This is a genomic window from Paenibacillus pasadenensis DSM 19293 (assembly GCF_000422485.1).
In the GTDB taxonomy this organism is placed as follows: Bacteria; Bacillota; Bacilli; order Paenibacillales; family Paenibacillaceae; genus Paenibacillus_O; species Paenibacillus_O pasadenensis.
In genome coordinates, this window is record NZ_KE383852.1 from 246,745 (window position 1) to 260,617 (window position 13,873).

Sequence of the window (13,873 nt, forward strand, 5' to 3'; positions counted from 1 at the left end):
CGGTTTCAATCCACGCTCCCCTGCGGGGAGCGACGCGGGCCAGCTCCAGCAAGCCCTTGTAGCCAATCTGGTTTCAATCCACGCTCCCCTGCGGGGAGCGACAGCAAATAACAGCGCTTTCAGCGCTGAAAAGTCATTTCGGCAACTGTTGCTACTATAAAATAAGCATAAGTTTAGACTTGACAAAAATCAAGACTGCGATTTTTCGATCGAATTCGACAATTTTCGAGGTGCGAATCTACTAGAGAATTCATGGGAGCTTGGCATTCGCACCGGCCGCAACAGGCTCCCGCTCGAGGCCGCCAAAATAACAAAAAAGCCGTCCGGCAAGCCGGACGGCCTTGCAAATCCCACAACCGATCTCCGCCAAAGCGGAGCGGCACGGTCGGACAAGCGTCTAGGCGCGGGAGATGTAGCGGCCTTCGCGCGTATCGATCAGCAGCAGGTCGCCTTCGTTGATGAACAGCGGCACCTGGACGGTGTAGCCGGTCTCGAGCGTCGCGTTTTTCGTCGCGCCTTGAGCCGTGTTGCCTTTGACGCCCGGCTCGGTCTCGGCGACCTTGAGCTCGACGCTGTTCGGCATCGTGATGCCGATGATCTCGCCCTTGTAGCTGGCGATGTTGACGTTCATGTTTTCTTTGAGGAAGTTGATCTCCCACTCCAGCTGCTTCTTGTCGAGGTTGAACTGGTCGAAGGACTCGTTGTCCATGAACGTATATTCGGAGCCGCTGTTGTACAGGTACTGCACTTCGCGGTTCTCGACATGGGCGCGGCCGAGCGTCTCGCCGGCGCGGAACGTCTTCTCCACGATGTTGCCGTTGCGCAGGTTCTTCAGCTTGGAGCGGACGAACGCCGCGCCTTTGCCCGGCTTAACGTGCTGGAACTCGATGACGGTGAAGATGTCGGTATCTACTTCGATCGTAAGGCCGGTCTTGAAATCATTCACTGAAATCACGGGTGATTCCTCCTAAGATGGGTTTTAAAGCGTGATGAGCTGCTTGGTCGACGAGGTCAGGATGCGGATGCCGTCATCTGTCAGGACGATGTCGTCCTCGATCCGCACGCCCCCGAAGCCCGGAATGTAGATGCCCGGCTCGACGGTGACGACCATGCCCGGCACGAGCACGATGTCGCTGCGGACGGACAAGGACGGCTGCTCATGCACTTCCATGCCGAGGCCGTGGCCAAGGCTGTGCCCGAACCGGTCTCCGTAACCGTGCTTGGCGATGACGTCGCGCGCCAGCGCGTCCGCCTGCTTGCCGGTCATGCCGGGACGGATATGCTCCAGCGCATGCAGCTGCGCCTCGAGCACGATGTCGTAGATCTCGCGGTGCTTGTCCGACACCTGGCCGACGGCGACCGTACGGGTGATGTCGGAGCAATAGCCGCGGTAGAGCGCGCCGAAGTCCAGCTTGACAAACTCGTTGCTGCCGATGACGCGGTCGCTCGCCACGCCATGAGGCAGCGCCGAACGCTCGCCGGAGGCGACGATCGTATCGAAGCAGGACGAGGCCGCGCCGCCGGAGCGCAGGAACACCTCAAGCTCGAGCGCGATGTCGGACTCCTTCATGCCGGGCTTGATCAGACCTTGGATGTAGGAAAAGGCGCGATCGGCGAGGTCGGCGGCTTCCTGCATGACCGCCAGCTCCGCCTCGTCCTTGATCATCCGCAGCTCCTCGACGAGGCCGGGAACGGGTACGAGCTCGACGCCCTGCAGCGTCTTGCTCCATTTGGCGAACTGGGCGTACGTCGTATGGTTCTCCTCGAAGCCGAGCTTCGACAAGCCGGCCCCGCGCAGCAGGTCGCCGATCGAAGCGATCGGATCCGGACCGTGCTCGACGATGTCGAAGCCGTGGACCTGCTCCGCCGCCTGCTCCGTGTACCGGAAATCGGTCAGGAACCAGGCCCGGTCCGCGGCGACGAGCACCCAGCCGGCCGATCCCGTGAATCCGCTTATGTATTGCCGATTGTATGCGCTGCCGATGAGAAGCGCCTCCAACCCTTGACTTGCCAGCTTCTCGCGAAGCTTGTCCAGCCGTTGCGCCATGTGCCGGCCACCTCCTTCAAGCTATTGATCGCTCTTCTCGCCTACTGTCCTCCGGCCTTCAGATGGTCGAGCAGCGCCGTCAGACCGAGCGAGTAGCTCGCCGGTCCAAAGCCGGCGATCTGTCCGATCGCGGCCGCGGCCGTCACCGAGACATGCCGGAACGCTTCCCGCTTGTGGATGTTCGACAGATGGACCTCCACCGCCGGCACCGACACCGAGCCCAGCGCGTCCCGCAGCGCGTAGCTGTAATGCGTGAGCGCTCCGGGATTGAGGAGGATGCCGTCGGCCGATCCATGGGCGGCATGGATCAGGTCGATCAGCTCGCCCTCATGGTTGGACTGGCGGAACTCCAGCTCCGCGCCTGCGGTCTCGGCGATGCCGCGGAGCATCGCTTCGATGTCCTGGAGGGTTGCCGAGCCATAGATGCCCGGCTCCCGAACGCCAAGCATATTGAGGTTCGGACCATTCAATACGAGAATACGGATCATTCCGCGCCTCCCATGCCCAGACGTTGAAAAAAAGGCTACTTGCCATTCTACCACAACCGGGCAGCGGTTGAGAAGGGCCTCACGGCTCCTTGCGAGGCTCGCGGGAGGCTTCGTCGTTGAATTCAAATGCGATCGAATAGCCGATGAACATGCCCCAGACGATGAACAGGCTGATCTCCGTGAAGATCGAATTCCAGCCGATCCGGGTGACCGGCTCCATCATGCCGAGCAGCGGGCCGAACGCGAGGAACAGCAGCGTCCACCAGAGCAGTCCGTAGAAAAACCCCGCCCACGGCCCCCGGAAGCGCCCGAGCAGCAGCTTGTACAAATAAGCCGCGACGATCGAGAACACGATGAACGCCGCGATGCCCGTCCCATGTCCCCAGCCGGTGACGAGGAACGAGCGGCGGAAGAACGGATCGGCCAAAAAGGCCGGCAGCACGGAGGTGAACTTGAAGGTATAAAGCAGCCAGCGGATCGTCCCCCAGAACAGGCCGGCCCAAAACCCGAGCGAAGCGCAGTACGACCATGGGTTCGTGACGCGGCGGGAGCGGCGGGAGCGGCGCGATGCCGACGGGGCCTCGCGGGAAGCGGCGGATGCGCTCATGTCGATGATTCCTCCTTGTTAGACCGTTGTCGCAGGTAGTATGCGCCAATGCCGCCAGGATTACCGCGGCCGCCGAGGCGATCGCGCGCTGGCAATGGCTGGTGCCATCAAGTACAATAGAAGCATGCCAAGCAGGCGGCCTTCGCGGCCGTCCGAGACCTAGAGGAAGGTGAGCTTCGTTGCCAGAACCAACTACATCCATCTACGGCGGACAAGCGGTGATCGAGGGCGTCATGTTCGGCGGACGCAACGTCAACGTCACCGCCGTCCGGCGCAAGAATGACGAGATCGCCTACTATGAAGTGCCCGCCAGCCGCAAGAAGCCGTGGTATCAGCCGCTCAAGAAAGTGCCGTTCGTGCGCGGCGTCATCGGCATCCTCGAGTCAAGCGCGAGAGGCTCGCAGCATCTGAACTTCTCGATGGAAGCCTATGCCGAGGACAACGAGGAAAAGGACGTGGCGTCCGCTGCCGATTCCGCCAAGCCCAAGCCGGAAAAGAAGGAAGGCTGGAGCCTCGCCATGGTGTTCGGCGTCGCCGTCGCCGGCGTCATCAGCTTCATCCTCGGCAAGGTCGTGTTCACCGCCGTGCCGGCGATCGTCGAGGACCTGCTTTTCCAAGGCCGGTTCGGGAACATCGTCATCCACAACCTGCTCGAGGGCGCGATCAAGATCCTGTTCCTGCTCGCCTATCTGTACTTGCTCTCGCTCACGCCGATGATCAAGCGGCTGTTCCAATACCATGGCGCCGAGCATAAGGTCATCACCGCCTACGAGCACGGAGACGAGCTCACCGTCGAGAACGTGCAGCGCCGCACGCGCCTTCATTACCGCTGCGGCAGCAGCTTCATCATTTTCTCGGTGCTCGTCGGCGTCATCGTCTATTCTTTCTTCACTTGGGATACGCTATGGGAGCGGGTCTACATCCGGCTGCTGCTGCTCCCGGTCGTGCTCGGCGTCTCCTATGAGGTGCTCCGCTTCACCAACTCGCTGCGCGAGGTGCCGGTGCTCCGCTTCCTCGGCTATCCGGGCCTCTGGCTGCAGCTGCTGACGACCAAGGAGCCGACCGACGACCAGGTGGCGGTCTCCATCGCTTCGTTCAAGCGGATGCGCGAGCTTGAGCAGCAGGTCAACGAGCCCCAGCCGGCCGGCGCAGCCGTATAATATCCACCCTATCGCGAAAGGCGGAATGAACGTGAAGCGTAGAACGGCGACGATCTGGATGGCCGTGCTGGCTTTCCTAGCCCTCATCGGCCTGGTTCAAATGGTGTTGAGCCGCAACTTTACCGCCCTGCTGCCGCTTGTCGTGCTGGCGCTGATCTTCGGCCTGTACCGGCTGAGCCCAGCCGGACGGGCGGGCCACGCCGCGCGGCCCCGCGTCAAGCCAGGCCGCGCGGCCGCTGCTTCTTCCGCCGGCAAGCCTCGCCAGGCTGCCGCGGCCAAGCCGCGTTCGCGCAAGGCTTCCCCGTTCCGCGTCATCGAAGGCGGCAAGGACGAGGACGGCATGCCCAAATATCACTGATGCCGAATGGCACGGGAAACAAAAAAGAAGCGCCCCAGTCGGGGCGCTTCTTTTTTTGGCAGGGAAGCGGCGGCTGTCCCGTAAAAACAGGAGGAAGTGCCTGCCGACAGGCGCTTCCTCCCGCTCTCCGGCTCCACAGCCCGGCTCAGCTATCCGCTTCAAGCTCGCCGCGCAGTCCGCGGAGCGATTCGAGCCGCTCGCTGTCGCGGCGGAAATATTCGACGAGCGTCTCGATGCAGGTGATCGAATCCCAGCTCAGATGATGCTCGATCCCTTCGACGTCGCGATAGATGTTCTCCTCCTGCACCCCGATCAGCTCCAGGAACTCCTCGAGCAGATGATGGCGCTCGACAAGGCGCTTGCCCATTTTTTTGCCTTTGCTGGTCAAAACGAGTCCCCGATACTTCTCATAAATGAGGTATTGGTCTTTGTCCAGCTTCTGGATCATCTTGGTGACGGACGAGGGATGGACCTCCAGCCCCTCCGCGATGTCGGAGACGCGGGCGTACCCTTTCTCCTCGATCAGCTTGTAGATCCGTTCCAAATAATCCTCCATGCTCGGTGTAGGCATGCGACCCCTCCTAACCGGCCGTACACCTGCGCAGGGTGACTGCCATGCTCCTTAGTATCATACAACGTAAAGAATCGCCCTCGCAACTTGCCCCTCTCCTGAATGTACCGGATTGCCGGCGCTCCGCAGCGGTCAAAATAAGCTTGTTTTCCGTTCTCCCATCCCGATCGAGCAAGGAGGCCGCCGACCTTGAGCACCACGATGGAAAGACCCCCCGCTAGGCTCGAATCGTTCGTACCGGAGCTGGTCTATTTTGAGCCGGATGCGCTGAGCTATCCGAAGGGCAAACGGATCTACGAATGGGCGGTCCAGCAAGGACTGCCCGTCCGCATGACGACCTCGCACAACCGGATCACCGATCTGCCCGGCGAGTCGGAGCTGGAGAAATACCGGATCGCCAAGCGCACGCTTGTCGTCGGCCTGCGCAAGACGCTGAAGTTCGATACGTCGAAGCCGTCCGCCGAATATGCCATTCCGATCGCCACCGGCTGCATGGCCCATTGCCATTACTGCTACCTGCAGACGACGCTCGGCGCCAAGCCGTATGTGCGCGTCTACGTCAATACCGAGGAGATCATGGACGCGGCGCGCGGCTATATCGCGGAGCGGGCGCCGCAGATCACCCGTTTCGAGGCGGCCTGCACGTCCGATCCGGTCGGACTCGAGCCGATCAGCGGCTCGCTCGCCGAGCTGATCGAGTTCATGGCGGACCAGGAGCTCGGGCGGCTGCGATTCGTCACCAAGTTCCACCATGTCGACTCTCTGCTCGGACTGCGGCATAACGGCCATACGCGCATCCGCTTCAGCGTCAACGCCCGCTATGTCATCAAGAACTTCGAGCCGGCGACCTCCAGCTTCGAGCAGCGGATCGAAGCGGCCGGGAAGGTCGCCCGCGCCGGCTATCCGATCGGCTTCCTGATCGCGCCGATCATCTGGCATGACGGCTGGGAGGAAGGCTATGCCGAGCTGCTGGACAGGCTCGCCAAGGCGCTGCCGTCTGGAGTGCCCGATCTGACGTTCGAGCTGATTCAGCACCGCTTTACGAAAACGGCAAAAAATACGATTGAAAAGCGCTACCCGAAGACGAAGCTTGAGATGGACATCGAAAAGCGCAAGTACAAATGGGGCCGCTGGGGACAGGGCAAGTACGTTTATCCCGATGAACAGGCAGATGCGCTCCGGATGTTCATCTCGGAGCGCATCTTTGACCGCTTCCCCCAGGCGACGATCGATTACTTCACCTGAGGCAGCGATGTTCTAGAACTTGAGCCAGTCCGGCGTGATGCTGTTCAGATAGACCGTAATGATGTACATGCGGTCGGTGAACAGCAGCACCCCCATGACGAGCATCAGCCCGCCGCCGAGCTTCATCAGCAGCGACGAATACTTGAGGATCCAGCGGGCGGAGCCGATGAAGAACGCCAGCAGGAAAAACGGAATGGCGAAGCCGAGCGCGTAGGCGGTCGTCAGGCTGAACCAGGTGCCGGGATCCGACGCGGCGAGCGCCAGGATGCCCGCCAGGATCGGTCCGATGCAGGGCGACCAGCCCGCCGAGAAGCCGATGCCGAAAATAAAGGAGCCGAGATAGCCCGAGCCTCTCTTGACCGGCAGCTTGAAATCCCGCATGAGCGCTCGCGGCTGGAACAGGCCGAGCAGGAACAATCCCATCAGCATGATGAGGATCGCCGACAGCATGCGGATCAAATCCTGATAATCGGAGAACAGCTCCGCGAACTTGTTCGTGCTGTAGCCGAGCGTGTAGTAGACGACCGAGAAGCCGAGAATGAAGAACAGCGTGTGGGTCATTGTCCGCCGCCGCACTTCCGCTCCCGGCTTTTCGCTTTTCAGATCGGCGACCGAGATGCCCGTAATATAGGAAAGATACGAAGGATAGAGCGGCAGGCAGCACGGCGAGATGAACGATGCGATCCCGCCGATGAACGCCAGGCCGATATTGATGCTGGACATGGCTGGGGCGATTCCCCTTTCGGTGATGCGAGTGGAAGCCTGGCCTTACTTCACGACCGCGCCGTTCGGCATCGAGTCCGGCACCGTCGCCAGCGTCAGCTGATCGCCCTGCGAAGCGGCCAAAATCATGCCGCGCGACAGCTCTCCTCTAAGCTTGACCGGCTTGAGGTTCGTCACGCAGATGACTTTGCGCCCGACGAGCTCCTCCGGCTTGTAGAACTTGGCGATGCCGGAGACGACCTGACGCTGCTCGAAGCCGAGGTCGAGCTGCAGCTTGAGCAGCTTGTCGGCCTTCGGCACCGGCTCGGCGGCGATGACCTGGGCGACGCGCAGCTCCACCTTGGCGAAGTCGTCGATGCCGATCTCCTCCTTGAGCTCCGGCGCCTCCACCGGCTCGGCGGCCGCAGGCAGCGCCGCGGCCGATGCCGCGGCTTCGGCTGCTGGAGCCTCGGCCGGTTTGGAGCCGCCGGAGATCGCGCTCACGATGTAGGCGATCTCTTCCTCGGCGTCGAGGCGCGGGAACAGCGGGCTGCCCTTGGCGACGCGCGTGCCGCCCGGCAGGGAGCCGAACTCGCGCGCGCTGTCCCATGAGGCGAGCGGGCCTTCCTCGACGCCGAGCTGGACGCGGATCTCCCTCGGCGCGCGGGACATGAACGGCGTCAGCAGCACGGAGACGATGCGCAGCGACTCGGCCAGATGATGCATCGCGGAGGCGAGCTCGGCGCGGCGCGCCTCGTCCTTGGCGAGCACCCACGGCTGCGTCTCGTCGATGTATTTGTTCGTGCGGCTGACGAGCTGCCAGATGGCCGAGAGCGCGACGGAGAACTGCATCGACTCCATCGCTTCCTCGACGGCGGCGATGGAATCGGCCGCCTGCTTCTCCAGCGCCTCGTCGAACGGCGTGACCTTGCCGGCATAGGCCGGAATCTCGCCGCCGAAGTATTTGTCGATCATCGCGACCGTCCGGTTCAGCAGATTGCCGAGGTCGTTGGCGAGATCGAAGTTCAGCCGCTCGACGAAGCCTTCCGGCGTGAACGTGCCGTCCGAGCCGAACGGCACCTCGCGCAGCAGGAAGTAGCGCAGCGCGTCCAGTCCGTAGCGGTCAAGCAGCACGACCGGGTCGATGACATTGCCTTTGGACTTGGACATCTTGCCTTCCTTGACGAGCCACCAGCCGTGGCCGAACACCTTTTTGGGCAGCGGCAGGTCGAGCGCCATCAGCATGATCGGCCAATAGATCGTATGGAAGCGCACGATCTCCTTGCCGACGAGATGCACGTCCGCCGGCCAGAACTTGCGGTAGGCCGACTCGTCGTCCGAGCCGTAGCCGAGCGCGGTGATGTAGTTGGAGAGCGCGTCGATCCATACATAGATGACATGCTCCGGGTCGTTCGGCACCTGGATGCCCCAGTCGAACGTCGCGCGCGATACGGCCAGATCCTCGAGCCCCGGCTTGATGAAGTTGTTGATCATCTCGTTTTTGCGCGACTCCGGCTGGATGAATTCCGGATGCTCCTCATAGTAGCTCAGCAGCCGGTCGGCGTACTTGCTCATGCGGAAGAAATAGCTCTCCTCCTTGACCAGTTCGACCGGGCGGCCGCAGTCGGGACAGTTGCCGTTCTCGAGCTGGCGCTCCGTGAAGAACGACTCGCATGGCGTGCAGTACCAGCCCTCGTATGTTCCTTTGTAAATGTCGCCCTGATCCAGCAGCTGCTTGAAGATCTTCTGCGCGGACAGCTTGTGGCGCTCCTCCGTTGTGCGGATGAAGTCGTCGTGGCTGATCTCGAGCTTCGCCCACAGCTTTTGAATCTCCGAGACGTTGCGGTCGAGGAACTGGATCGGCGTGAGGCCTTCTTCCTTGGCGGAGCGCTCGATCTTTTGGCCATGCTCGTCAGTGCCGGTCAGGTACCAGACGTCGTAGCCGCGCGCGCGCTTGTAGCGCGCCATCGCGTCGCCGGCCAGCGTGCAGTAGGCGTGGCCGATATGCAGCTTGCCGCTCGGATAGTAGATCGGAGTCGTGATATAGAACGATTTGGTCTCGCTGGACATGGGGATCCCTCCGGATTTTCTTTTGAAAAAAAACAAAAAGCCCCCGTCCGCCATGGGACGAGAGCGGGAGCGCTTCGTGGTACCACCCAAATTCCCTTCGCCGCGGGGCCGGATGCCGGCTGCGGGGAAGGCTTCGTGCGCCGCCTCCGAGCTGGAGGCGACGGGGACCGGTAACGTCGGCCTGACGTCCGCGCCTGGCGCTTCCGCCGGCTAGGCGGAGCGATCGGAGCGGATTCCTCCGGGGCCATCTTCATCCCGCTCCTCCGGCCGGCTTGCACCGTCGAGCCCGGCTCTCTGAGAGCGGAGGCTGCGGAACTACTCTTCCCATCATTGGAAATTCGATATGGTACGGTAATGATACCGAATGGCGGCCGGACCTGTCAAGGAAGCTACGGCACCGGATCGTAGCCTCCCGGATGGAACGGGTGGCAGCGCAGGATGCGCCTCGCCGCCAGCCAGGAGCCTTTGGCTGCGCCATGCTTCTCGATCGCTGCGAGCGCGTAGGCCGAGCAGGTCGGATAAAAGCGGCAGGTCGGCGGCTTGAGCGGCGAAATGACCTTGCGATACACATGGACCGGCGCCTGCACGACGCGTTTCATCCCCACTCCCTGCTCCCCCTTCCTATGAAATGCTTGTGCTTCCTTCTATTGTGAAGGAGCGCCTATGCGAATGCAACCGAATCGCTTGGCGCGATATCGAAGCTTTTATGTCCGATTCGCGCACTATGAAGACGGTTTCTTCTATGATAACTTGGAGGCATGTCGTATTATCATAGTTATGCCCATCTCGAGAGGAGTTCGTGAACCGATGAAGATCCGTCTAGCCAAGCTCAGCTACTGGCATGTCCATGCCTGGGAGTATACCGGTTATGCCCAGGAGCATCCCGATACGGAAATCGTGGCCGTATGGGACGAGATTCCATCCCGCGGCGAGGAGGCGGCGGCCAAGCTCGGCGTGCCGTTCCATGCCGACCTGGACGCCTTGCTGGCGTCGCCCGGCATCGACGGCGTCATCGTCGACGCGCCGACGACGATGCATCGCGACATCATGGTGAAGGCCGCGCGCGCCGGCAAGCATATCTTCACCGAAAAGGTCGTCGCGCCGACGACGGCCGAGCTGAACGATATTCTCGACGCCGTGCGCAAGGCGGGCGTCAAGCTGACCGTATCGCTGCCGAGACTGAACGATCCGTATACGGTCGCGGTTCGCGATGTTCTTTCCCGCGGCCTGCTCGGCCAGCTGACCGAGATCCGCGTTCGGCTCGCTCATGACGGCTCGCTCGCGAACTGGCTCCCGGAGCATTTCTATGCGCCGGAAGAGACGGCGGGCGGCGCGCTGATCGACCTCGGCTGCCATCCGATGTATCTGACCCGCCTGTTCGCAGGCTCGATGCCCGAGAGCGTCACAGCCGCTTACGGCTATGTCACCGAGCGTCAGGTCGAGGACAACGCCGTCGCGCTCCTGTCCTGGCCGGACGGCGCCGTAGGCGTCGTCGAAGCAGGCTTCGCGAGCCGCCACTCGCCGTTCCAAATCGAGCTGTTCGGCACGGAAGGCGCGCTGCTGTTCGGCACGCCGGACGAGCGGCTGCTCGTCCGCAGCACCAAGCTTGAAGGCGAAGGCTGGAGCGAGCTGCCGCTGCCCGAGCGGCTTCCGAACGCGTTCAGCCAATGGGTCGGCCATATCCAAAACGGCACGGAAGCCGAGGAGAACATCGCGCTGGCGTCCGATCTGACGCGGCTCATGGAAGCGGCGAACCGTTCGGCGGCCGAAGGACGGCGCGTCGCGATCTCCGAGCTGCCCGCACGGGGATGAGGACGCTGGCCAAGCCCTATGCCGTCATGCTGGAGAAGCAGGACAGCCTCGACCGGCTGGAGCTGGGCTTCCGCTGGGGCGGGTATCGGCTGCGCGTGCTTCATTTCCATCTCGCCCCTTTTCCGGAGCATCATCTCATCCGCTTCCACAAGCATTCCGAATACGAGTTCCACTTCATCGCCGGCGGCAGCGGCATGCTGGCGCTCGAGGACAGCGAACACGCCTTTTCCGAGGGCATGTTCTATCTGACCGGCCCGGGCGTCGTCCATCAGCAGCTGGCCGGGCCAGGCGGCGGCATGCAGGAGCTCTGCCTTCATATCGACATCCAGCCTGAGTACGGCCCTGCGCCGGAAGGCGAGGAGCCGTGGGAAGCCGAGGAAGCGCGCAATTGCGTCGAGGCGCTCGACCGGCTCGGCGCCATGCCGATGGCAGACCGCTGCAAGGCGATGCCGTGGTTCCTCGCGGCCTATCAGGCGGTCGCCGAAGGGGCGCCCGGCTGGGCGACGACTGTCAAGCAAGCCGTCATCCAGATTCTGCTGCGGGCTTCCCGCGCCGCGCTCGACAGCCAGCCCGCCGTCCGGCAGCCCGAGCGGGACATGGCGAGCTACCGCTATCAGCGGGTGACGCAGTTCATCCGCGACAACTACGCGCGGCCGATCACGCTCAAGGAAGTCGCCGAGCGCATCCATGTCAGCAGCCGCCAGCTGCAGCGCATCATGAAGGAGCAGGGCGGCACCTCGTTCAGCGAGTACGTCGAGCGCTGCCGGCTCGAGCGCGTCTGCGCGTCGCTCGCCGAGGACAGCGTCTCGATCGAGCGGATCGCGGCCGATACCGGCTTCCAGAGCGGCAACTACCTTCATTATGTGTTCCGCAGGCGCTTCGGCATGACGCCAAGCCGCTACCGCGAGCACTCCCGCAGCCTGCCCGGCTGGCAGCATATCCACGAGGAGGGAAAGATATCCCTATGACGACAACCACCATCCGCATCGGCATCATCGGCAGCGGCGGCATCGCCGGCATGCATGCCGCCGCCTACAAGACCATTCCCGGCGTGGAGATCGCAGCGGTAGCCGACGCCATCCCCGGCAAGGCCGCCGAATTCGTCGAGCGCCACGGCCTGAGCGGCACGCTCGCCTTCGACGACTATCGCGAGCTGCTGCAGCTCGATCTTGACGGCGTAAGCGTCTGCACGCCGAACTCCGCCCACCGGCAGCCGACCGTCGACTCTCTGGAGGCCGGCAAGCATGTGCTGCTGGAGAAGCCGATGTCCGTCACCCTCGACGAGGGGCTGGACATGGTCCGGGCTTCGCGCCGCAGCGGACGCATGCTGACGATCGGCTTCCAGCCGCGCTATGATCCGAACATGAAGCTGATCCAGGACATCGTCCGCTCCGGCAAGCTCGGCAAGGTGTATTACGTCGAGACCGGCGGCGGACGCCGCCGCGGCATGCCGGGAGGCACGTTCATCCGCAAGGAGCTGGCCGGCGCCGGCGCGATGGCCGACATCGGCTGCTACTCGCTCGACCTGGCGCTGAACGCGCTCGACTATCCGAAGCCGCTGACCGTGTCGGCGAGCACGTTCAACCATTTCGGCCGCAATCCGGTCTATCATCCGGAGGCGGACCGCTTCGACGTCGAGGACTTCGGCACGGCGCTCATCCGCTTCGAGGGCGATCTGACGCTGCATTTCAAAATCAGCTGGGCGATGCATCTCGACTCGCTCGGGACGACCAACTTCCTCGGCACCGACGCCGGGCTGAAGATCACGCCGTTCGGCCAGGGCAACTGGTCCGGCGTCTGGGACGGCAAGGTCGGCAGCATCCAGATGTTCCATGACTTCATGGGCGGCCAGACGATGACGCAGGTGCCGCTCGTCGAGCATGCCATCGATCTGTTCCGCGAAAAAGTCCGCGACTTCGTCGACGCCATCCGGGAAGGACGCGGCGCGCCGATTCCCGGCGAGCAGATCCTCATCCAGCAGGCGATCATCGACGGCGTGCTCCGCTCCGCCGAGCAGCGCGCCGAGGTGAGCGTCTCCGTGCCGGACTTCGCCGGCGGCCCGGCCGAGGATTAGAGCTGAGGAAGCAACCGCGGCCGAATCGCTTCGCGCGGCGGTACGGCAAGCTGGAACCGCCCGCGCGGCGAGGGGCGCATGGCTTTGGTCAAGATCGATCGAAACGCAGCTAAGCGCTCCGCATGGCAAAGAGACGGGTCTACGCCCCAAGGGCGTGGACCCGTCTCTTTTTCGTGGGAGAGGGTTCTGCCCGCTGCCTGGTTTCGCGCCACTATGCCCGTTTGGCCTCCGCCTACCCGAGTTACTCGGTTTCTCCGCGCAACTTTCCCCGTTTGGCCTCCGCCGACCCGAGTTACTCGGTTTTTCCGCGCAACTCTCCCCGTTTGGCCTCCTTCCTACCCGAGTTACTCGGTTTTTCCGCGTAACTCTGCCCGTTTCGCTTCCTACCAAAGTTAAGTCCATATAATTGTGTAAAATGCTCCTGACCATAAAAAGAAAAGCCATGGTAGGACTCTCGGTTAGAATGGAAGTTGTCGAGACCAACATTCCAAGGAGAGTGCCTACACATGACTCAATACCAGATTACCGTAGATCAAGACATTTTGCACCAGCTGTTTATCGGAACCGATCGGGACGCGGGAGTGGCCCGCTTGCTGGAGACGGTGCTGAATCAGGTGCTGACAGCCCAGGCGACGGATCAGCTGGCGGCGCAGACGTACGAGCGCACCAGCGAGCGCAAGGGCTATCGCAACGGCAGCTACGAGCGCGACGTCATTACCCGCGCTGGCAGCGTCACCTT

General features: G+C 62.6%; 15 protein-coding genes. 7 read left to right on the forward strand and 8 right to left on the reverse strand.

All coding sequences use genetic code 11. The annotated features are described in order from the left end of the window. Positions 1–397 precede the first annotated feature (397 nt). The 4 genes from efp to H582_RS28480 form a co-directional block, all read right to left on the reverse strand. A complete protein-coding gene (gene efp, locus H582_RS0119360; protein WP_028599869.1) occupies positions 398–955 on the reverse strand; it encodes an elongation factor P in 558 nt (185 codons plus the stop codon). A gap of 24 nt (positions 956–979) precedes the next feature. Beyond that, positions 980–2,047 carry a M24 family metallopeptidase gene (locus tag H582_RS0119365; RefSeq protein ID WP_028599870.1) on the reverse strand — a complete coding sequence of 356 codons (1,068 nt, stop codon included), beginning with the start codon at positions 2,045–2,047 and terminating at the stop codon, positions 980–982. A 41-nt stretch (positions 2,048–2,088) separates the two neighbouring features. After that, positions 2,089–2,535, reverse strand: a complete 447-nt coding sequence (gene aroQ, locus H582_RS0119370; RefSeq protein WP_028599871.1) for a type II 3-dehydroquinate dehydratase — start codon at positions 2,533–2,535, stop codon at positions 2,089–2,091. A gap of 79 nt (positions 2,536–2,614) precedes the next feature. Then, on the reverse strand, positions 2,615–3,142 hold the full coding sequence (locus tag H582_RS28480) for a YqhR family membrane protein (RefSeq protein ID WP_084137435.1): 528 nt from the start codon (positions 3,140–3,142) through the stop codon (positions 2,615–2,617). 179 nt (positions 3,143–3,321) lie between these two features. Here H582_RS28480 and H582_RS0119380 point away from each other — a divergent pair, with 179 nt between their 5' ends. Further along, positions 3,322–4,302: a DUF1385 domain-containing protein gene (locus H582_RS0119380; RefSeq protein ID WP_028599872.1), complete on the forward strand. Its 981-nt coding sequence runs from the start codon at positions 3,322–3,324 to the stop codon at positions 4,300–4,302. 31 nt (positions 4,303–4,333) lie between these two features. Beyond that, a complete protein-coding gene (locus H582_RS0119385; RefSeq protein WP_127464387.1) occupies positions 4,334–4,660 on the forward strand; it encodes a hypothetical protein in 327 nt (108 codons plus the stop codon). A 145-nt stretch (positions 4,661–4,805) separates the two neighbouring features. Here H582_RS0119385 and mntR read toward each other — a convergent pair whose 3' ends face one another. Further along, positions 4,806–5,231 carry a transcriptional regulator MntR gene (gene mntR, locus H582_RS0119390; RefSeq protein ID WP_028599874.1) on the reverse strand — a complete coding sequence of 142 codons (426 nt, stop codon included), beginning with the start codon at positions 5,229–5,231 and terminating at the stop codon, positions 4,806–4,808. Between the two features lie 201 nt (positions 5,232–5,432). Between mntR and splB the strand changes: the two genes are divergently transcribed. Continuing rightward, entirely contained in the window at positions 5,433–6,476 is a 1,044-nt protein-coding gene (gene splB, locus H582_RS0119395; RefSeq protein WP_043111623.1) for a spore photoproduct lyase, read from the forward strand. Positions 6,477–6,488: 12 nt separating this feature from the next. On the opposite strand, the gene H582_RS0119400 is transcribed toward splB, so the two are convergent. From H582_RS0119400 to yidD, 3 genes are all read right to left on the reverse strand, one after another. Further along, positions 6,489–7,199, reverse strand: coding sequence for a cytochrome c biogenesis CcdA family protein (locus H582_RS0119400; protein WP_028599876.1), 711 nt, complete (start codon positions 7,197–7,199; stop codon positions 6,489–6,491). Positions 7,200–7,244: 45 nt separating this feature from the next. Further along, positions 7,245–9,248: a methionine--tRNA ligase gene (metG, locus tag H582_RS0119405; protein ID WP_028599877.1), complete on the reverse strand. Its 2,004-nt coding sequence runs from the start codon at positions 9,246–9,248 to the stop codon at positions 7,245–7,247. 389 nt (positions 9,249–9,637) lie between these two features. After that, positions 9,638–9,847, reverse strand: a complete 210-nt coding sequence (yidD, locus tag H582_RS0119410; protein WP_028599878.1) for a membrane protein insertion efficiency factor YidD — start codon at positions 9,845–9,847, stop codon at positions 9,638–9,640. A 208-nt stretch (positions 9,848–10,055) separates the two neighbouring features. Between yidD and H582_RS0119415 the strand changes: the two genes are divergently transcribed. The 4 genes from H582_RS0119415 to H582_RS0119430 all read left to right on the forward strand — a co-directional run. Continuing rightward, entirely contained in the window at positions 10,056–11,060 is a 1,005-nt protein-coding gene (locus H582_RS0119415) for a Gfo/Idh/MocA family protein (RefSeq protein ID WP_028599879.1), read from the forward strand. After that, positions 11,057–12,028 (forward strand): AraC family transcriptional regulator, encoded by a 972-nt coding sequence (locus H582_RS28485; RefSeq protein ID WP_043111596.1) that lies wholly within the window; start codon positions 11,057–11,059, stop codon positions 12,026–12,028. Before H582_RS0119415 ends, H582_RS28485 begins: the two co-directional genes overlap by 4 nt. After that, the gene (locus H582_RS0119425; RefSeq protein ID WP_043111597.1) at positions 12,025–13,134 is read left to right on the forward strand and encodes a Gfo/Idh/MocA family protein; all 1,110 of its coding nucleotides are present in this window, start codon (positions 12,025–12,027) and stop codon (positions 13,132–13,134) included. Before H582_RS28485 ends, H582_RS0119425 begins: the two co-directional genes overlap by 4 nt. A 506-nt stretch (positions 13,135–13,640) precedes the next feature. Further along, positions 13,641–13,873 (forward strand): transposase (locus tag H582_RS0119430; protein ID WP_028599881.1); only part of this gene is annotated, 233 nt, incomplete at its 3' end.